This window comes from Syntrophotaleaceae bacterium (genome assembly GCA_041390365.1).
Lineage (GTDB): Bacteria > Desulfobacterota > Desulfuromonadia > Desulfuromonadales > Syntrophotaleaceae > JAWKQB01.
Genome location: JAWKQB010000003.1, coordinates 451390 through 470793, shown reverse-complemented (window position 1 = coordinate 470793; position 19404 = coordinate 451390). Strand labels below are relative to the sequence as shown.

The following is a 19404-nucleotide window of genomic DNA, read 5'->3' as shown; positions in this document are numbered from 1 at the left end:
GGTCGGGCTGAAAATGATTGATGCCACAAAAGATGAGCGGTGGACCTCCTTTCAGTAAACCATAATTCTTTTTTATAAAAGTAAGCGCATTGTTGTCAGAGATAATCACTGCCTTAAATTGAACATTCTTCATTTTTGCAGAAAAAAGCTCTGTCAACTTTTTGTCATAGTCATCCCCGACATTTCTTTTTGCATCAAGATATTCATAATAAATTTCATAGTTCCTATCGAAAGGCTTGAAAATAGCCTGAATACCTTCTGTGATGCTGTCGGTCCACTCCAGTCCCTGGTGGTAAGAGTGTAAAACCAGGATTCTTTCCTTCCGGGCTCCTTCAGCCAGACACGGCAATCCCCACAAAACAAGAATGATTATGAAAGCCCTGAATTTTACAAAGTGTTTCCCCAATGGCATTTTGTTGAATTCCACTTCTTGAAAAAAGAAACCCACTTAGGGGTATTTTTATCCCAACTGCCGGGAGTCATGTTTATAACCGGATCCCCCCGGAAATACTGTTCTCTATCAGTGTTTTTGCAATTAACGCTCCAGAAAAATTCCCCTCTACGGCAGGACGCAGCTGTTCCCAGGAGATTTACTTCCATAGCTCACCCGATTCCCCAATGACTGTGAAAGCGATCAAGAAGATGTTGACATCCTATAAAACATTTTATATATACTTTTATCTAAAGGAGAAGGCGTATGTCAGTCAAATATGCGATGCTCGGCATCCTGGCCGAGAAAGACCTGCACGGTTACGAACTGAAAAGCTCTTTCGACGAGAAAATCGGGGAATTCTGGAGCCTGAACTACGGCCAGATTTACACAACCCTCGACCGCCTCGAGAAGGAAGACCTTGTAACCCATGACCGTCAGGCGCAGGACAGGCGTCCGGACAGGAAAATCTACAGCATTACCCGAAAAGGCAGGGAGGAGTTGCTCGAATGGCTCTCCACTCCGGTCAGCAAGGTGCGGGCGCTGCGCGATGAATTCTTCATCAAGCTCGTCTTCATGGACAAGCGCGACCCGGCATCCATTCTGGAATTGATAGAAAAACAGAAAGCCCTCTATCTCAAACAGATGACCCGCCTCACGCAGCGAAAGGTCGCCCTGAAGAAAAAACCGGGGAATCCCGATATGCTCACAACCGAGTTGCTTATGGACGCGGGGCTGTTCCATGCGGAGGCCGATATCAAGTGGCTGGATTTGTGCGCCTCGAAGATTAAAAAGGACGTGAGGAGTGAGGAGTGAGGGGTGTGAGGCTGTGAACTGCATGTATTTGTAAACGCATAGAAGGTTGGGAGAGAACCTATGATTGAAGTCGTGAATGCCGGGAAAACCTATCATCAGGGAGCAAAGGAAGTTCATGCGCTGCGGGATGTTTCCTTCAGGATCGAAGCGGGGGAATTCCTGTCCATCATGGGGCCGAGCGGATCGGGCAAGAGCACCCTCCTGAACCTCATCGGCGGGCTGGATCAGCCGACAAAGGGAGAGGTTTTTATCGACAACCGGCCCCTGCACGGCATCTCCGACGACGAACTCACCCTCATCCGGCGCCGGCGGGTCGGATTCATCTTCCAGTTTTTCAACCTCCTGCCGATCCTGACCGCCATCGAGAATGTCAGCCTGCCGCTTCTTCTGGAAGGGATCCCTTTTTCTCGGGTCAAGGACAAGGCGGCCAGTCTCCTGGAACAGGTCGGACTGGGAGGACGCATGGAGCATCGACCGGAACAGCTTTCGGGCGGGGAGATGCAGCGGGTGGCCATCGCCCGCGCCCTCATCACCGAACCCGCGGTGCTGCTGGCCGACGAGCCGACCGGCAACCTGGACTCTCACACCAGCGAGGAAATCTTCCTGCTCCTGGCAAAACTCAACGAAAAGGGGCAGACCATCGTGATGGTCACCCATGATCCCAAGGCGGCGGCCTACGGCACGCGGATCATCACCCTCAGGGACGGCACCCTGTCGGAGGACGTTTTCCTCCAAGAGGTCATGCCATGAACCTCGCCAACCTGCTCCGCCACATCAGCCTCAAGCACCTGAAGCACCAGAAAGCCCAGACGATCATGGCTGTAGCCGGGATAGCCCTTGGCGTGGCCGCCATCGTCTCGATCGGCATCGTCAACAAGAGCGTCCTCCGTTCCTTCGAAGATTCCTTCATTCATGCGACGGGCCGCGCCAGTCTCCAGGTTACCGGCGCCCAGTCGGGTTTCCCCGAGGCGATCCTCGAACAGGTGCAGGCCGTGCCAGGCGTGGAGTATGCCGTGCCGGTCATCGATACCGAAGGGCTTCTCTCCGCCGGCCAGGAACGCTCCCTGATGATTCTCGGCGTGGACGTCCTGATCGATGGCCAGATTCGCGATTACAGCCTTTCCAACGAGAGTGCGGACATCCCCGACCCCTTGCTGTTCCTGGCCAGACCCGACTCCATCATCATCACGAAAACCATGGCCGAGCGGGAGCAGATCGCCCTGGATCAGCAAATCCAGGTGGAGACGGTCCAGGGAACCCGCACCTTTCGCGTCCGCGGCATCCTGAACCCCGAGGGGCCGGCCAAGGTCATGGGAGGCAATCTGGCGGTCATGGACATCTACGCCGCCCAGATGGCCTTCGGCAAGGAGGGGCGCATCGACCGGGTCGACGTCAGCCTCCTGCGGGGCGAGGACCTGGAAACGGTTAAACGGCGCATCCTGGCCGCGCTGCCTGAAGGGTACTCGGTCGAGACGCCGGTGGGCAGGACCCGCCAGATTGAGAGTATGCTGGCCAACTTTCAGACCGGCCTGAACCTGATCAGCTTCTTCGCCATAATCGTCGGCATGTACCTGATCTATAATGCCGTCTCCATCTCCATCGTTCATCGCCGCAAAGAGATCGGCATCCTGCGCGCGCTCGGGGCCACCCGCGGCCAGATCATGCAGCTGTTCTTGGGCGAAACCCTGGTGATTTCCGCCGTCGGATCGGCGCTCGGCGTCGGGCTCGGGATCCTGTTCGCGGGCTCCGTCGTCGGGACCCTGGGCAAGATCGTTTCCCAGTGGTACGCGAGGACGGCGGTCACCGGAATCGAGCTGACCTGGGTCTATCCCGCGGCCGGCATCGCCTGCGGAATCGCCGCCAGTCTTGCCGCAGCCGTATTCCCCGTCCTGGCGAGCAACCGCATTTCCCCCGTCTCGGCCATTCGTTCCGTGCCCTGGCTAGAGGAAGGATTCTTCACCGGGAAACGCCTGAACATCACCGCCGGTATTTTTCTCCTGTTGGCGGCAGCGGTATTCTGCCTGTACAAGTTTTCGGACTTCTCTCCTGTTTTCAAAAACGGAACATTTCTCTTCTCGGCCCAGCTCTTTCTCATCCTCGGGATTTCCTTTTTCACGCCGGCATTCCTAAAAGGCTTTCTTTCCCTGTTCCACCGGTTTCTGGCTTCCCGCCTCGGGTCCATGGGAAGGCTCGCCGGGCTCAATCTGCAGAAGAACATCACCCGCAATGCGGTTGCGGTGGCGGCCATATTCTTCGGCATTTCCGTTTTTGTCAATTCGGCCGGTTACGTCCACAGCAGCAAAGAGTCGGTCATGACCTGGCTGGATGCCGTGGTCCGCGCCGATATCATCGTTTCGGCCGGGCACCCCAGCTCCAGCACCAACGCCCAGACCGTGCCGATGCCGGTGGAGATGTGGCGCGACATCGAAGAGGTACCCGGGGTGCGCTCCGCGGATCCTTGGCGAAAACTGTATATGGATTACAACGGCCAGCGGGTGCTTCTCTCGACCATCGACATCGTACGACGGGGGGAATACAGTCACTTCATCGTCACTCAGGGGGACGGGGAGGAAATCCGGCGTCTTCTGCCGCACCAGGACAATATCGTGGTCAGCGAACCTTTCGCCACCCGGTTCGGCCTCAAACCGGGGGACGTCATAACGCTGGCCACCCCTTCGGGACCTGTCCGGTTCGGCATCACCGCCGTGGTGGTGGACTACCTGTACGACAGCGGCACTGTAATTTTCGATCTGTTCACCTTCCAGCGCCACTGGGGAGACATGCTGGCCGACCAGTTTTCGGTCCGGGTCGTGCCGGGGGCGGACATCCCCACCGTGCGCGATGCCATCCAGAAACGACTGGGAGGCGACAGAAAACTGTTCGTCCTGCCGGTACAGGAATTCAAGGACGAAATTCGCAAGGCGATGGACGGGACCTTTGTTTTCAATTACGCGCTGAGCGTCATCACTATGACCATCGCCTGTTTCGGCATCATCGTCACCCTGCTGGCCTCGGTGCTGGAGCGGACCCGGGAGGTCGGCATCCTCCGCTCCATCGGCATGCTTAGACGGCAGGTCACCGCCGTCGTGCTGATCGAGTCCCTGCTCATGGGTGCCGCAGGGGGGCTGCTGGGGTGCGGCGCGGGCGTCATCACCGGGTGGCTCAACCTCGAAGGCTCGTTCCGGGCCAACTACAGTTCGGCGGCGCAATATTTCATCCCCTACGGCTCCATCGCCTGGGCACTCGTCCTGGCGGCGGGGCTTTCGGCCCTGGCCGGGATATATCCCGCCCGCCGGGCGGCCAAAACCGATGTCGTGGAGGCACTGACCTATGAATAGAAGAAAATCGGGCACAGGGCACAGGGTGCAAGGCACAAGGAGTGAAATATTGAATCGAAAGAATCCCCTTCCCTCTGGCTGGAAAGGAACAGGATGGGGGGGCGCAGGGGCAGACCCGCGTGTCTGCCCACCAGGAGGGCGACACATTGTGCTGATCATATGGCTCGCATGCCTGTTGATCGTTTCTCCGGCAATTTCCGCCCAGGCCATGAGCGGCCGCGAGGTGTATGAAAAGGTGCACGAAGTCCGCTCCCGGGCCCTCGACCGGCAGACCGAGGCCACCATGGTCCTTTTCGACAAGGGCGGCGGCAAGCGGACCAGGACCCTTACCGAGTACAGCAAAAAAGCCGACCCGGAAGCCTACAAGGTGCTGGTGGTATTCAATTCTCCGCCGGACCTGAAAGGAGTGGGTTTCCTGATCCACGCCCACACTTTCGCGGAACGGGACCTCTGGGCCTATTTCCCCGAATACAAACGGGTCCGGCGCATCCCGACCACCTCCCAGGACGATTCCTTCTTTGGCTCCGACTTCTCCTACGACGACTTCGGCGGGCCGCCCAGCCTGGACGATTACAAATTCAAGATCCTGAAGGAGGAAAACATCGACGGCAGGCCCTGTTACGTCGTCGAGGTGACGCCCAAAATCCGGCGCAAATACACCAAATACATCGGCTGGGTGGCAAAAGACCTGTGGGTGCATCTGAAGATCGAATATTACCAGGACGACAAGGTCTACCGCGCCGGGGAATTCACGGATGTCAGGATCATCGACGGCATTCCGACGCCGTTTCAGCTCAAGGTGGAGAACAGATCGACCAGCCACCGAACCGAGCTGACCCTTGAAAGCATCCAGTATCATACAAAGTTTTCGGACGACCTGTTTACCCAGCGGTCACTGCAGCGGAGCGGCAGATAGCGTCCAAAGACCCGGCAAGCGCGCTCCTCTGGGAATCCTATGCGAAGAATCTGCCTGTGCCTGGCCTGCATCTTGCTCGCCGCGAAGCCCTTCACCGCGCCCTGTTTCGCCGGCGACTACTTTTCCGTTTCCGGCAGGCTTGATCTGAGGGGCGTGGCGGCGCTGGACAGCGAAAGCGAGGAGGAATACCCGAGCCTGATCGGCAGGCTGAAGATCGATACGCCTCCATCGAAGTGGCGTTTCCATTCCTGGCTGGAAGGCGGTTGGGACGGAACCGTGGATCTTCCCGCCACGGACAATGCGCTGCTCAAGACATTCGACGAGGTCTATCAGAGCAACACGCCGTTTCTGGAGTTCAAGGAACTGTATGTCGGCTTTACAGCCAATGATCTGGAACTGCGGGCCGGAATTCAACGGTTTGCCTGGGGCAGGCTGGATGAGTATCCCATAAACGACCTTTTGAATCCCTGGGACTACACCCGCTTCATCCTGCGGCCGCTGGAAGACCGCAAGATCGGGGTGCCCTCCCTCTCCGCCAATCTGTACAAGGGCGTCTGGAACCTGGATGCGGTCTGGGTCCCGGCGCTCGTCCCTTACCGTCTTCCCCTGCCTGACGAGCGATGGTTCGGCAGATCGATCCTCTCGGAATTTTCCCGGGCAGCGGATGCCGAAATCGAGCCGGACGAACCCGACCTGCCGGCGCGCACCATCGAAAACAGCGCCGTCGGCCTGCGGGCGCAGCACGTCGGAGACATCGAATGGGCCTTGAACTTCTTCCACGGCTTCGATACGAGGCCGGTCTTCAAAACCACCGCGCTCGCCATCATACCCCAATCCGGCAAGATTTTGATCGATCCGGGATTCGTTCCGGACTTTCACAAAATCACTTCCATCGGACTGGATGCGGCCGCCATTGCCGGTGACTGGAGCCTGCGGGGGGAAGCGGCCTACACCTTCGACCGCATCTTCAACACCCGCCAGGAACTGTGGGGATATCCGGCGGCACCGGCGCCGGGAGTGTTCCCCCTGGCCCCCAATCAGCACCGAAGCGATACGATTGCCTACGGCGTCGGCGCCGATTACCGCATTGTGGAGGACGTGCTGCTGACCCTACAGGCCCAGCAGACCGCCATTCTCGACCGGCCGGACACTCTTTATGACAGAAAGTTCGAAACCCTGCTCTGGGGCAATCTCAAGGTATTCCTGATGAACCAGAAGGTGGAAACGAATTTGAACATCGCCTACAACCCGGAGCACGGCGACGGGATGGCAAAAGTGAAGCTCTGGTACACGTTTACCGATTCCTGGAAAGCCGGGGTAACGGCAGTCGCGTTCACCGGCCCCGCCCAATCCATGTTCGGCAGGTACGCCTGGAACGACCAGCTGGAGGTGGAAATCAGGTATGCTTGGTAGGACGGTTTGATCTTGCCCGCAAGGGTTTGTAGCATTTCCCTCCAAATTGCCTTTTCAACAGTTTATAATCCAGCTTCCGGCGTTTCCGCCGGCAGCCTTCTTTTTTATCTCTTGCGAAAAACTTATCCGTAAGCTGTGAAGGAGGATTAAAATGCATCCGTTCAAACAGAAAAGTTTTTTTCTTATATCCACCTTCGTATTTCTTTTCATGGCAGGCGCTTCTGCTGTGAAAGGAGCCGACCTTTCCGCTGTGACCGTTACAGCCGCATCTTTGGTTCCCGGAGAGGAAACTCGCTATATTGTGAAATTCCGTGCCGAGGGTCCGTTGGATTTATCCAAAGGGGCCGGGATAAAAGTCGAGCTTCCCCAGGGTTTCAGAATTATCCAGAATGACATTCTGGCTGCTGATCCCGGCTGCACCTTGACCAGACTGGAGTATAAAATGCCGCAGGACCGGTTTTACGGGGTGGTTCGCGGCACCATGGATGTAAAAGATGCCATTGACAATGTGCAATGCACATTTACACCGCAAGCAGAGCAATTGGTCATACCTGCGGGCACCGATCTTTACCTGACCCTGCCCGGTGTCATCAACCCGCCTGTCACGGGGCCCATGGTGCTGAACCTGATGATACAGGATATTCATGGTGTTTGTTATCAAGGCGAAGGGCAGTTCAATCTGGGGTTGCCGCCGGCCACTGTTCCCCGGCAGGTGCGGCTTGTGGACGCTACCTCCTATGAAGTAACGCTGGCCTGGGATCCGGTGCCGGGAGCAAAACGATACCGTGTCACATTTTCCTCCCAACCTGACGGATACTTTATCAGCGCTCTGGATCTTTCAAGAGAACCGTATCCGGGGGAAGATTGGCAGCTTGCAGACACGACCCACACCTTTAGCGGGCGCGGGAACGGTGGTCTTTTGCCCGGCAGAACCTATTATTTCAAAGTACAGGCCGGCAACGAGGCAGGTTTTGGGCCCTCTTCGAAGCTATTGCCTGTTACGCTGCCGGAAATTAGGCCGAGAGATAAAAGGATGAGCACCGCTGTTCTACCAGAAAATACGCCTGCTGTCTGGCTGGACCAGCCGGTGAAGATTGCCGATCCCGACGCCATCATAGTTTATGAAAAACCTTCCGGAATCAAGGTTCAAGACGTACAAGTCCTCCTGGACGAGGCCGATGGAAGGATGATCCGGGTCAGTGCCAAGATGCAGCCCGGGCAAGAATATATGGTGGTTTTTTATGAGGGCGCCCTGGAAAGCCGGGTCAAGGCGAATGTTGTTAATAATACTTTTGGCTGGACCGCGATTGTCGAGGACGGCAGTCAGGGGGGTAAAAAATGAAAAAACTCTTCACTCCATCTCTATTGCCTCCGATTCTGGTACTTCTGGCACTGTTGACCTTTCCCGTGCTGGCGGCTTATAAAGCCCATCTTAACATTCTGGATTCAATGCTGTTTGTGGATGCTTATCCCCAAGCCAGGGACACCAAGACGGATAACTGTTTTTTGTGCCATACCGGTGGTGTTATCGAAGGAAGGTATCTTAATGATTGTGATTATTGCCACACAGTCTACGGGTATAAGGCCCCCCACCCCCAGGGCAGTCTCGCCAAGACGCTGAATGCTTACGGGGCGGCATACCTCAAGGCCGGCAGAAACGTGGAGGCCTTCATCACTGTTGGCGCACAGGATTCTGACGGAGACGGCTTCAGCAATGCGGAGGAGATAAAGGGCGGCTATCTTCCCGGAGATAAAAACGACAGTCCGGCAACGCAAGAGGCGCCGGCGGTTATTTACGACAGGACCAGACTCAGCCGGCTGCCGCGCACCAGTCAGTTGATGGCGTTTGATACGGCCAAGTTCGGGGATTATTATGCCGTATATTCCGGAGTAAAGGTTTTGGATCTTTTGCTGGATGCGGGAATCCTGGATTCGGCTACGGATATTACCGTTTACTCCATCAGCGGCTACAGCCGCAACTTTGCCATAAAAGACCTCCAGGAAGGCTTTGCCCAGGGAGTATTTTTCTCACGCTATCCATGGATAAAACACCCTGCGGAGGTCCCATTACGGGATGGGCAGCAGATACCGGGGAAGCAGTTCTTCTTAGTGGCCTTTGAGCGGGATGGTTATCCTCTGCTGGAAGGCAGAATGAAGTCTGACGCCAAAGGTCATTTCCACATGCACGGCGAAGGCCCTTATCGTTTCATATCGCCATACCTGCAACCGATCGTACCTGATCGATCCCAATGGAGCATAGACCGGGACGAACCGCCCTATCCCTTCAATCCCGGCAGGCCGGTAGCCAAAAATGCCGACTATTGCGTTAAATCAATTGTCGCCATTCAGGTGAACACAGAGGACAACAAGTCCTATCGATATAACTGGGCCGAGCAGCAGTTCCAGATGGCCGCAAAAGGAGAACTGGTCGTATACGGTGCCATCAGGCCCCCTGAATAGGCCCTTTTCTGTCGGAATCTGAAACGGATCTCCACCTTTCTGCGCATCCCGATGTTGCGGGACTGATCGAAGTGGATTTGGGCCGAGCGAGAAATCGACCTCTTTTTAATGGCTTCTGGATTACAAAACGCCAACGCCGGCCGATCGCCAACCTTGAGGCTGATTATACTTCCTGGAAAAATAAATGGCCGCATCTCGCAATTTACGCATCTGCTCTTCGATCGATTCTTCACTGATCCGGAATTTATCCGACCCCAGGGAATCGACGATGAAATCATCGATGTGGGGGGAGTAATGGGAGATGTCCTTGTAGTTGTCGAAATTGAAGGTGATCTCCTCACACGCCTGGAAGTCGTACAGTTTCACATTCGGTAAACGACGCGTCAGCTCGAAAACGCCCCGCTTGAAGGCAAGGATAGGCTCTAAAGTGCCTTTCTTATAGGAATTCGCCCAGATCAGGGCTGAATATGGTGGGTAAAAAATATAAAAATCGATCTGTTTATTTTTTTCCAGGATGGGTAGAAAATTCAGCTCGAAGCTGCGGACCAGTTTTTCCACCTCGAAATCGTCAGGCTTCAGCGTCTTGCCGAACTGAGCCCGCGCCCAATCTTGGAACACAGCCGCTTCACTGAACCGGGAGTCTTTCTCCGTAGCCCAAGTACCCAGACTGTCCACGTGTGTCCTGTCCAAGCCCTTGCCCGAAAAATTTGCCCGAAAAAGATATTTATAAAATTGAATGGTATCGAGGCTGAGAAGATAATTGACATCATTGAAAGGATTGTCGTCATACAGGTAGAGCGGCATGCCGGCTTTTCCATTGCTGAAGCGGTCGGGCTCTCCCGTAAAGGAAAAAACATCCAATCCGTAGATGACGTTCTTGACTTTCCCCGTCTTAAGGGCCACGTCGAGAGTCAATCGTTTCTCATAGGCGGTTCCCCCGGAGATTGTCAGCTTGACAGACCTGAACCCGAGCTTTTCCCTGACATAGCCCGGCTTGAAGTTCTGTACCATGGATGTGCCGAGTATCACCGTGTCATAGGGATAATGCCGCGCCACACCGGGGTTGAGGAAACGGGAATTCTTGAAATACGGTTTGTAAAAGGTCGCTTTACGAAAGTGTTGAAACGGATCGATGACGAAGTTACAAAAACCTACCAGAAAAAGTACGGATAGGCAGACGATCATCCAGATGCATGTCCAGCGTTTATGTTGTCTCATTTTTCAGAAATTAAAATATAGAAACTCAGATACCTGCGTGAGCTTGAAGGTGGCATAGGTAAACAGCACAAGCGAAAACGCCAGGTGCCTCTTGTTCGTTCTCATGCAGGCGCCGATTTCGAGCGAATTTTTTGCTGCCACGGCAATCAGGCCGAAGAGAAGAAGCATACTGGCTGCAGTGCTTCCTCCATCGATACCGGCCAGGGCCTCGCCGAATTCGACGCCGTAATTCCCCAGCCAGCCAAAAGCTGCGCCGAGGCCCTCCGGCAGAACAAATCCGCTCAACCCGAACAATCCCCGAAACACCTTGAGGGCATCGTCAAAGCTTTGGGCCCGGAAAAAAACCCAGGCGAAGTGCACAAAAAGAAAAGTCGTCAGCCAGGCCGCCCACTTCGGCATCCGCATACCCTTGTCCTGCCACCACTTGTGCAGGGCCGTCCCGGCGCCGTGCATGCCCCCCCAGAGGACAAAGGTCCAACCCGCCCCATGCCATAAGCCCCCCAGGAGGAAAGTCAAAAAAAGGTTGATGTAGGTGCGGCCGGGCCCCTTGCGGTTGCCACCGAGGGGAATATACAGATAGTCGCGCAACCATCGGCTGAGAGTGATATGCCAGCGGCGCCAGAAATCCTGAATGTTGACCGCCTTGTAGGGGGAGTTGAAATTGATCGGCAGCTGGATGTTGAACATGTAGGCCGAGCCGATGGCCATGTCCGTATAGCCGCTGAAGTCGTAATACAGCTGAAGGGTGTAGCTCAGAGACGATGCCCAGGCTTCAAAAAATGTCAGGACGTCGGCTCCGTCAAAGCCGGCAGTGGCCCAGACGGCGAAAGAATCGGCAACCACGACTTTTTTGAAGAACCCGATGGAGAAAATAAAGACGCCCATAGCCATGTTCTTCCAGTTGAAGAAAACGTTCTTCACCCGTGCAAACTGCGGCATCATCTCCTTGTGGTGGACAATCGGCCCCGCGATCAACTGGGGAAAGAAACTCACGAAAAGGCAGTAGTTGAGAAAGTCGTATTCGGTCGTCTCGCCTTTATAGCTGTCAAACAGGTAAGCAATCTGCTGGAAGGTAAAAAAGCTGATGGCAAGCGGCAGGGCCAGGCGGAAGAAACTAAAATCGGTTCCGGCAAGAGCATTGATGTTTTCTATAAAGAAATCCGAGTACTTATAGAACCCGAGCAGAGCCAGATTGATCGAGATTCCAAAAATAAGAACTGCCTTTGGATTCGCTCTCCCGCCCTTCTCATGCCTTGCCATGGCGGTGCCCAAGGCATAATTGAAAAGCATCGAGGCCACAATCAGGAGAAGATATCTCGGATTCCAGTATGAATAGAACAGAAGGGAGGCAAGGACGAGCCAGGCTTTCGCCGGCTGAACCCACCGCAGGCGGTTAAGAAAAAAGAAGCCAGCCAGCACGGCCGGGAGAAAAAGAAAAATATAAACATGTGAATTGAATAGCATCTGATACCTCGGGAAAAACGATCCTTGAATAACATTTTTCAGATCTGTTTGCCAGCTTAATCCGATCAGCCTGCCGGATAACCCCATCAAAACTATCGTCGCAGGATGCTCTTTTCCACTCATTCCGCTTGACAACAGTTCCCCTTTTTCATTATCTTTCTGAAAACAATTTTCATTTCTATTTTCCCCCAGGAGAAAACATGATCCCCTTGCGTTCGTATTTCCTTTTCTTTTCCCTGCTGCTTCTCATCCTTCCCGCAGCCGCTCTGGCCGAAGAGGTGGTGGTCTATTCAGCGCGCAATGAGCATCTCATTCGCCCCCTTTTTGACGCCTACACGGCTGAAACCGGGGTCAAGGTCACCTTCATAACCGACAAGGAAGGTCCCCTTCTGCAACGGCTCATGGCCGAAGGGAAGAACACGCGGGCCGACATGCTGATCACCGTCGATGCGGGCAACCTCTGGCAGGCGGCGGAAAAGGGCCTGCTGCAGCCCGTCCGGTCCAAGGTGCTGGAGGCAAATATTCCGGATCATCTGCGGGATCCCGAAAACCTCTGGTTCGGCCTGTCGCTCCGGGCCCGGACCATCGTCTACAGCACCGAGCGGGTCAACCCAGGGGAGCTCTCCACCTACGAAGCTCTGGGAGATCCCCGCTGGAACAAGCGCCTGCTGCTGCGCACCTCGAACAAGGTCTACAACCAGTCGCTGGTGGCCATGCTGATCGCCGAGCATGGAGAGGCGAAAGCGGAGCAGATCGTCCGCTCCTGGGTGAAAAATCTCGCCGCGCCCCCCTTCTCCAACGACACTCAGGTGATGGAGGCCATCGTTGCCGGGCAGGGTGATGTCGGTCTGGTCAACACCTACTATTTCGGCCGACTGAAAGAGGACAATCCCGACCTGAAACTGGCCCAGTTCTGGCCCAACCAGAAGGGGAGCGGCGTCCACGTCAACGTCTCGGGTGCCGGGATAACCCGGCAGGCTCCCAATGCCTCCGGCGCCCGCAAGCTGCTGGAGTGGCTCTCCTCCGAAAAAGCCCAGAGCCTGTTCGCCGACGCCAACCTGGAATACCCTGCCAATCCCGCGGTCAAGACCCATCCCGATGTTGCGGCCTGGGGAACGTTCAAGCAGAATCCGATCAATGTGAACAACGCCGGGGAGCTGCAGGCCGAAGCCATCAAGCTCATGGATCGCGCCGGTTACCGCTGATTCATGCCGATCCCTTTTTTTCGCAACCCTTCCCCGAGGGGGGCCGGGGCGCCGCTGGCGATCGTCCTGGCCCCTCTCGGTCGACTTCGCTTCTATGACGGCTGGCGGATTTTCACCATCCTTGTAGCCCTGCTCGTTCTGGTGCCCCTGTCGGTGGTCGGATTCTCCTGGCTGACCCCGGCCGGGGATATCTGGAGCCATCTGCGGGAGAACCTGCTGGCAAGACTGCTGCTGAATTCGCTGTGGCTGGTAGTTGGGGTAGGGGGCGGCACGCTGCTTCTAGGGGTGAGCCTGGCCTGGCTGACCGCCGTCTGTGAATTTCCTGGGCGAAGTTTCTTCTCGTGGGCGCTGCTGCTTCCTTTGGCCATGCCGACCTATGTGCTGGCCTTTGTCTTTCTCGGCCTGTTCGATTACGCCGGTCCGATCCAGAGCGCCTTCCGGGAATGGTTCGGGGTCGGGACACCCTTTCCCAACATGCGTTCTGGCGCAGGGGTCGTCCTGGTCATGTCCCTGGCCCTGTATCCCTACGTCTATCTGTTGACCAAGAATGCCTTCCAAAGCCAGGGCAAGCGGGCTCTTGAGGCTGCCGAGACCCTGGGGTGCGGTCTGCTCGAAGGGTTTTTCCGGGTGGCTCTGCCCATGGCCCGCCCCTGGATCGGCGGTGGACTGCTGCTGGTGCTGATGGAGGTCATGGCCGACTTCGGTGCCGTCTCCATCTTCAACTTCGACACCTTCACCACAGCCATCTACAAGGCGTGGTACGGATTCTTCTCCCTGCCGGCGGCGGCGCAGCTGTCTTCGCTGCTGGTCGCGCTGGTGCTTTTGCTGGTGGCGATGGAACGGAAACTGATTTCTCCCCGGCGGCGTTTCACCACTTCCCGTCAATACGGTTCGGGAGAACGCCTCCGGCTGCGGGGCTGGAAAGGGGTGGCCGCGACGGCCTGGGCCTCGGCGGTGCTGCTGGCCGGATTTCTGATTCCTGTTTTCCAGCTGGGGACTTGGGCCCTGGCGAGTTTTTCGCAAGAATTCAACAGCCGCTACCTCGGGCTGGTGGGACGTTCCCTTCTGCTGGGAATCTCCGCCGCCCTGCTGATCACCGCCACAGCGCTCGTCATCTCCTACGCTTCCCGCCGTCATCCCGATGGTCTGACCCGCACCCTGGTACAGGTGGCCAATCTCGGCTACGCCTTGCCGGGGGCGGTGCTGGCGGTCGGCATCTTCATCCCCCTGGCCGCCCTCGACAACCTGATCATCGATGTCGCCCGGCAGTTATGGGGAGTGCGCCTCGGCCCCCTGCTGCAGGGGACCGTGATCATCATGCTGGCGGCCTATCTGGTGCGTTTTCTGGCCACGGGGTTCAAACCGATCGACAGCGCCATGCACAGGGTAACGCCGAGCATCGATGAGGCCGCCCGCCTCACCGGCCTGCGGGGGCCCGGCATTCTTGTTCGAATTCATCTGCCGATGCTGCGCGGCGGCTTGATGACCGCTGCCACCATTGCACTGATCGACGTGATGAAGGAGATGCCGATTACTCTGATGACCCGCCCGTTCGGTTGGGACACCCTGGCGGTCAAGATCTTCGAGCTCACGTCAGAGGGGGAATGGGAGCGGGCGGCATTGCCGGCCGTGGGCCTGGTCCTGGCCGGACTCGCTCCCATCGTGCTGCTGATGCGCCATTCCGAAAAATCGGAGAAAAGTCGGAAATAAGGCTTGATGTTTGGCAAAAAGTCATTCCCAAAGCGATGTTGATCGGGAATCCAGTCTTTGAATCCTGGAAAACATGGATGCCCGATAGACCCATCGGGCATGACGAATCGAATTTTCGAATGCATAACTGTTTGGATGAGAAGAAAGATATGAAGCAACCGGTTCTACAGATTGACAAGATTTCCCAGTCCTACGGTCCTCAAATGGTGATCCGCGAGCTTTCCCTGCAGCTGGACAAAGGCGAGATCGGCTGCCTGCTCGGAGTCAGTGGGTGCGGGAAAACCACGGTACTGCGCACAATCGCAGGATTTGAACGGCTGCTTGACGGTGAAATTCGCCTGAACGAGCGTCTTGTCAGCAGTCCGCTGCTCCATCTTCCGCCGGCGAAGCGGGGGATCGGCATGGTCTTTCAGGACTACGCGCTCTTTCCCCACCTTTCGGTCGCGCAAAACATCGCTTTCGGTCTGCGGGGGGTCGAACGGGAGCTTAAACCGCTACGAGTGCAGGAGATGCTGAAACTGGTCGGGCTGGAGAAGGAGCGCGACCGGTATCCCCATGAAATTTCAGGGGGGCAGCAGCAGAGGGTGGCCCTGGCGCGAGCCCTGGCCCCCCAACCTGAGCTCCTGCTCCTGGACGAACCCTTCTCCAACCTCGATGTCACCTTGCGGGAACGACTTTCGATGGAGGTGCGCGACATTCTCAAAGCCAATGGAGCTACAGCCCTCTTCGTCACCCACAATCAGCATGAGGCCTTTGCAGTAGCCGACCGGATCGGGGTGATGGATAGCGGCCGGCTGCGGCAATGGGGAACGGCCTTCGATCTCTATCATGCGCCCTCCGACCCTTTCGTGGCCTGTTTTGTGGGGGAAGGAACTCTGCTTCCGGGAACCGTCCGGAAAGATGGAGGGGTGGAAACCGCTCTCGGCATCCTCAGGGGAGATTTTTCCCCTGGACTGGCTGAAGGGCGGGCCGTCAGGGTACTGATTCGCCCCGAGGAAATTGCCTGCAATTCTCACGATTCGGTGAGCGCCGAAATCGTGAGGCGAAGTTTCAGGGGTGGCGACATCCTCTACCTCCTGCGCTTGCCGAATGAAGATCTGGTTCAGGCGCTTGTTCCCAGCCATCTCTCTTACGATGTCGGCGACCTGATCGACATTCACCCCAAGGTGCGCGACCTGGTGGTATTCCCGGTGAAAGAATGATCCTGCAGAGATCGTTCAAGCAGGGGCGGAGGGAGGCTGCCGCTCAAGAGCAAAGAAGGGGCAGGGCTTGCATTCCTTGCGGTCGCTATTTACCCTTTGAAAGCAGGCATCTTAAACGACTGCGAGGGGACCATGAGGTTTGTGCTCTACAACATCCGATACGGGACGGGTTCCAGGTCGCACGGATTTGTGCGGCCCTCAGCCAGAAATCTGAAACGGATCTCCACCTTTCTGCGCAGTCTCAACCCGGATGTGGCCGGTTTGATCGAGGTCGATCTGGGCTCCTACCGCACCGGGTGGAAAAATCAGGCGGAACTGCTGGCGGATTCCCTGGAGTGCTACCATTCGCATTCAGTCAAATACGCCCAGACCTCTCTCTGGTCCCACCTGCCGGTCTTCAACAAGCAGGGAAACGCTTTTCTGGCCCGCGACCGCATCTGCAACGAGACCTTTCATTTCTTTCAAAAGGGGATGAAGCGTCTGGTCATCGAGCTGGAGCTGGACCATGTGGTTTTCTATCTGGTGCACCTGGCCCTCGGGGCGCGGACGCGCCATCAGCAACTGACGGCACTCTACGACCTGGTGAAGAGTACCGGCAAACCTTATGTTGTGGCGGGGGATTTCAATGCTCTGTGGGGCGAACGGGAAATCGACCTTTTTTTGGCTGCCTCAGGCCTGCAGAACGCCAACGCCAGCCGTTTGCCAACCTTTCCGAGCCGGCATCCGACCCGGCATCTCGACTTCATTCTCTACAGTCAGGGGATTAAGGTACGGGATCTCCGGATTCCGCAGGTTCTTTTCTCCGACCATCTTCCGCTGGTCCTCGATTTCGATATTGAAGTCGAACAGGAGAAGCGGGAACGCCCCAGACAATCGGAAAAAAGAGCGTTCCGGGTTCCCTAGGAAACCGCTTGAGATAGAATGTTGGGGAAAAGGAGTTTTTTCCTTCTCGGGGAGAGTCTCAAATGCCCGGACGCTTCTCGCAGGCCCTCTCTCAAGCCGACCTCAAGAACTACTTTGACCTTTTCGAGGCCAAACTGCCGAGGCGGCGATACAATGTTGCGCCCAACACGGTGATTGGTACGGTGCGCGCCGATGCCGAAGGGCACCGCCTGCTGGCGATGCTGCGCTGGGGGCTTATCCCGGAATGGGCCAGCGATCCGAAGATCGGTTACTCGATGATCAATGCCCGCAGCGAGACGGTGGCGCGAAAGCCGGCCTTTCGCCGGGCTTTCCGCTCGCGGCGCTGCCTGGTGCCGGCGAGCGGTTATTACGAGTGGGAAAAGAAGGGGAAAGAGCGCCTCCCCTTTCATATTACCCGGTGGGACGGAAGTCCGCTGGCTTTTCCCGGGATCTGGGAGAGGTGGGAGGGACCGGAGGGGCCGGTGGAATCCTGCTCGATCCTGACCACCGAGCCGTGCCCCTTGATCCGTCCCATCCACCACCGCATGCCGGCCATTCTGCAACCAGTGGATTTCCCCCTGTGGCTTGATCCCACCGTCTCAGATGCGGACCAGCTTTTACCCCTTCTCGCCCCCTATGACTGCGGCGACCTGCTGCTGACAGCCGTCAGCACCTACGTCAACAAGGTCGGCCACGAGGGGCCGGAGTGCTTTACACCGCGCAGGCCAGATTCGGATTGACCGGTGGAAACGCCTAACTTCCCCGCAAATGCAGCTCCCTCCTTGCCAGCGGCTCCAGAGCCGGACCTTCGATCACGCTGCCATCGGGAGCGAAACGGCTGCCGTGGCATGGACAGTCCCAGCTTTTTTCCAAAGGGTTCCAATGGACGACGCAGCCGAGATGGGTACAGACCGGCGAGACGGCGCTCCAGCCGTTCTGTTCGTCGCGGTACACGGCGACCCTTTTCCCTTCGAAATCAGCCACCTTGCCGCTGCCTGGCGGTATATCCCCCAGTTGCTTCTTTTCAGAAGGGGTCAGGTAATCCTTGAAGAAATGCTTCACCACATCGACATTTTCCTTGAATATTTTTTGACCCCCTTTGCCAGGGGCAAAGCGGGTGGAACGATAGACCTGTTCCCATCGGTTTTCCCGCCCGTGGATCACGTCCGAAATAATCATCGCCGCCAGCGGTCCGTAAAGCAGACCGCTGGTGCTGAATCCCGTTGCCATGTGGACCTTCCCCGACGCCGCCGTGCGCCCGATGTACGGCAGGAGGTCGGCCGGTCGGTAGTTCTGGGCCGACCAGCGGAAATCGATGGCTCCTATGTCAAAACAGTCGCGGCCGTACTCCTCGAGCCGCCGGAAATAGTCCGACTTCGGATCGTGCTGGCCGGTCTTGTGCTCTTCGCCGATGACCATGAAATACCTGGTCCCTTCCCTCTCAAAGGATCGAATGGAATGGCTCATCTCCTGCATGGTCCAGAAGATTCCATCGGGGACCGTGCCGGAACGCAGCCGGCCTGCAATGCCGTACTCCCGATTGGGCCTGAGTTCCGTCTGCACCAGGTTGAATCCCTTGGGAGTGTGGGTCGCCATGATCACGGCAGCCGCCCGAACCTCGCCCGAGTCCGTCTTCACCCTGACATGGAGTTCGTCGATCTCCCTGACCGGTGAGTTTTCGAAGATCCGGCATCGATCCGAGGAGATCCTGCCGGCCAGTTGCTGGACGAACAGCAAAGGATGAAACTGTGCCTGCCCCTCGATGATCAATCCCTTCCGTCCCGAGAAGGGAGCAGGCAGGTCCGTGACTCTGGAAACCATCAGGCCCGCCTCGTCCATGGCTGCATGTTCCTCCTCCAGGGGCTGCAACTGGGAATCGTCTGTCGCAATCAGGTGATGCGGCCGGCGGCAGAAACGGCAATCGAGATTGTACTCTGCCACAGTCGACTCGAGCAGTTTCAGAGCCTCTCCGCGGGACTCCGCGACAAGCGCCATCGCCTCCTTTCCCCACTTTTTCCTGATGGGATGGAGAGTCTCGTCCGGCACAATGTGAAGATTGCCGGTCGAACGCCCGGTGGAGCCGGAACCGAGCCGCTTCGCTTCCAGCATCACGACCCGTTTTCCTCCTTCAGTGAGCAGCATGGCCGCCATGATTCCGGTGATGCCGCCACCGATGATGACCACATCGGTTTCAATAGACCCGGTCAATGATGGAAAAGCCGTGCCGTCCGGGGACGTCGCCTCCCAGATCGATTTCGTCATTGCCCACCTCCCGTGACTGGTTTTGATTTGAAAACACTAACAGGTGTAAAACCAATGGCAAACGGCT

At 56.7% G+C, this 19404-nt stretch carries 16 protein-coding genes; 13 read left to right on the top strand and 3 right to left on the bottom strand.

Annotated features, from left to right (window positions below; translation table 11 throughout):
- Positions 1-697 precede the first annotated feature (697 nt).
- The 7 genes from R2940_14485 to R2940_14455 all read left to right on the top strand — a co-directional run bounded on the left by R2940_14485 (position 698) and on the right by R2940_14455 (position 9373).
- Positions 698-1246, top strand: coding sequence for a PadR family transcriptional regulator (locus R2940_14485; protein MEZ4600993.1), 549 nt, complete (start codon positions 698-700; stop codon positions 1244-1246).
- 60 nt (positions 1247-1306) lie between these two features.
- Complete coding sequence (locus tag R2940_14480; GenBank protein ID MEZ4600992.1) at positions 1307-1996, top strand: ABC transporter ATP-binding protein; 690 nt, start codon at positions 1307-1309, stop codon at positions 1994-1996.
- On the top strand, positions 1993-4584 hold the full coding sequence (locus R2940_14475; protein ID MEZ4600991.1) for an FtsX-like permease family protein: 2592 nt from the start codon (positions 1993-1995) through the stop codon (positions 4582-4584). Before R2940_14480 ends, R2940_14475 begins: the two co-directional genes overlap by 4 nt.
- 148 nt (positions 4585-4732) lie before the next feature.
- The gene (locus R2940_14470) at positions 4733-5500 is read left to right on the top strand and encodes an outer membrane lipoprotein-sorting protein (GenBank protein ID MEZ4600990.1); all 768 of its coding nucleotides are present in this window, start codon (positions 4733-4735) and stop codon (positions 5498-5500) included.
- A gap of 39 nt (positions 5501-5539) precedes the next feature.
- Positions 5540-6913: a DUF1302 family protein gene (locus R2940_14465; protein MEZ4600989.1), complete on the top strand. Its 1374-nt coding sequence runs from the start codon at positions 5540-5542 to the stop codon at positions 6911-6913.
- Between the two features lie 151 nt (positions 6914-7064).
- A complete protein-coding gene (locus tag R2940_14460) occupies positions 7065-8255 on the top strand; it encodes a fibronectin type III domain-containing protein (GenBank protein ID MEZ4600988.1) in 1191 nt (396 codons plus the stop codon).
- Positions 8252-9373: a GEGP motif-containing diheme protein gene (locus R2940_14455; protein ID MEZ4600987.1), complete on the top strand. Its 1122-nt coding sequence runs from the start codon at positions 8252-8254 to the stop codon at positions 9371-9373. Before R2940_14460 ends, R2940_14455 begins: the two co-directional genes overlap by 4 nt.
- 120 nt (positions 9374-9493) lie before the next feature.
- Here R2940_14455 and R2940_14450 read toward each other — a convergent pair whose 3' ends face one another.
- Complete coding sequence (locus tag R2940_14450; protein MEZ4600986.1) at positions 9494-10048, bottom strand: hypothetical protein; 555 nt, start codon at positions 10046-10048, stop codon at positions 9494-9496.
- Positions 10049-10105: 57 nt separating this feature from the next.
- Here R2940_14450 and R2940_14445 point away from each other — a divergent pair, with 57 nt between their 5' ends.
- Positions 10106-10546, top strand: a complete 441-nt coding sequence (locus R2940_14445) for a hypothetical protein (protein MEZ4600985.1) — start codon at positions 10106-10108, stop codon at positions 10544-10546.
- Between the two features lie 48 nt (positions 10547-10594).
- Here R2940_14445 and R2940_14440 read toward each other — a convergent pair whose 3' ends face one another.
- Positions 10595-11881 carry an MBOAT family O-acyltransferase gene (locus R2940_14440; GenBank protein ID MEZ4600984.1) on the bottom strand — a complete coding sequence of 429 codons (1287 nt, stop codon included), beginning with the start codon at positions 11879-11881 and terminating at the stop codon, positions 10595-10597.
- 374 nt (positions 11882-12255) lie between these two features.
- On the opposite strand from R2940_14440, the gene R2940_14435 reads away from it, so the two are divergent.
- The 5 genes from R2940_14435 (at position 12256) to R2940_14415 (ending at position 17815) form a co-directional block, all read left to right on the top strand.
- Positions 12256-13260, top strand: coding sequence for an extracellular solute-binding protein (locus R2940_14435; GenBank protein ID MEZ4600983.1), 1005 nt, complete (start codon positions 12256-12258; stop codon positions 13258-13260).
- 3 nt (positions 13261-13263) lie between these two features.
- Positions 13264-14970, top strand: coding sequence for an iron ABC transporter permease (locus R2940_14430; protein ID MEZ4600982.1), 1707 nt, complete (start codon positions 13264-13266; stop codon positions 14968-14970).
- A 149-nt stretch (positions 14971-15119) separates the two neighbouring features.
- Entirely contained in the window at positions 15120-16172 is a 1053-nt protein-coding gene (locus R2940_14425; GenBank protein ID MEZ4600981.1) for an ABC transporter ATP-binding protein, read from the top strand.
- Between the two features lie 132 nt (positions 16173-16304).
- Complete coding sequence (locus R2940_14420) at positions 16305-17075, top strand: endonuclease/exonuclease/phosphatase family protein (GenBank protein MEZ4600980.1); 771 nt, start codon at positions 16305-16307, stop codon at positions 17073-17075.
- Between the two features lie 62 nt (positions 17076-17137).
- Entirely contained in the window at positions 17138-17815 is a 678-nt protein-coding gene (locus R2940_14415) for an SOS response-associated peptidase (GenBank protein ID MEZ4600979.1), read from the top strand.
- A gap of 13 nt (positions 17816-17828) precedes the next feature.
- Here the strand turns inward: R2940_14415 and R2940_14410 are convergent, their stop codons facing one another.
- Positions 17829-19337 carry an FAD-dependent oxidoreductase gene (locus R2940_14410; protein MEZ4600978.1) on the bottom strand — a complete coding sequence of 503 codons (1509 nt, stop codon included), beginning with the start codon at positions 19335-19337 and terminating at the stop codon, positions 17829-17831.
- Positions 19338-19404 lie beyond the last annotated feature (67 nt).

What these genes read in the sequence shown, in the direction of transcription:
- R2940_14485 (MEZ4600993.1), top strand. Translation starts at nt 698, where the DNA reads ATGTCAGTCAAATATGCGATGCTCGGCATCCTGGCCGAGAAAGACCTG.
- R2940_14480 (MEZ4600992.1), top strand. Translation starts at nt 1,307, where the DNA reads ATGATTGAAGTCGTGAATGCCGGGAAAACCTATCATCAGGGAGCAAAG.
- R2940_14475 (MEZ4600991.1), top strand. Translation starts at nt 1,993, where the DNA reads ATGAACCTCGCCAACCTGCTCCGCCACATCAGCCTCAAGCACCTGAAG.
- R2940_14465 (MEZ4600989.1), top strand. Translation starts at nt 5,540, where the DNA reads ATGCGAAGAATCTGCCTGTGCCTGGCCTGCATCTTGCTCGCCGCGAAG.
- R2940_14460 (MEZ4600988.1), top strand. Translation starts at nt 7,065, where the DNA reads ATGCATCCGTTCAAACAGAAAAGTTTTTTTCTTATATCCACCTTCGTA.
- R2940_14455 (MEZ4600987.1), top strand. Translation starts at nt 8,252, where the DNA reads ATGAAAAAACTCTTCACTCCATCTCTATTGCCTCCGATTCTGGTACTT.
- R2940_14440 (MEZ4600984.1), bottom strand. Translation starts at nt 11,881, where the DNA reads ATGCTTTTCAATTATGCCTTGGGCACCGCCATGGCAAGGCATGAGAAG.
- R2940_14435 (MEZ4600983.1), top strand. Translation starts at nt 12,256, where the DNA reads ATGATCCCCTTGCGTTCGTATTTCCTTTTCTTTTCCCTGCTGCTTCTC.
- R2940_14430 (MEZ4600982.1), top strand. Translation starts at nt 13,264, where the DNA reads ATGCCGATCCCTTTTTTTCGCAACCCTTCCCCGAGGGGGGCCGGGGCG.
- R2940_14425 (MEZ4600981.1), top strand. Translation starts at nt 15,120, where the DNA reads ATGAAGCAACCGGTTCTACAGATTGACAAGATTTCCCAGTCCTACGGT.
- R2940_14420 (MEZ4600980.1), top strand. Translation starts at nt 16,305, where the DNA reads ATGAGGTTTGTGCTCTACAACATCCGATACGGGACGGGTTCCAGGTCG.
- R2940_14415 (MEZ4600979.1), top strand. Translation starts at nt 17,138, where the DNA reads ATGCCCGGACGCTTCTCGCAGGCCCTCTCTCAAGCCGACCTCAAGAAC.
- R2940_14410 (MEZ4600978.1), bottom strand. Translation starts at nt 19,337, where the DNA reads ATGACGAAATCGATCTGGGAGGCGACGTCCCCGGACGGCACGGCTTTT.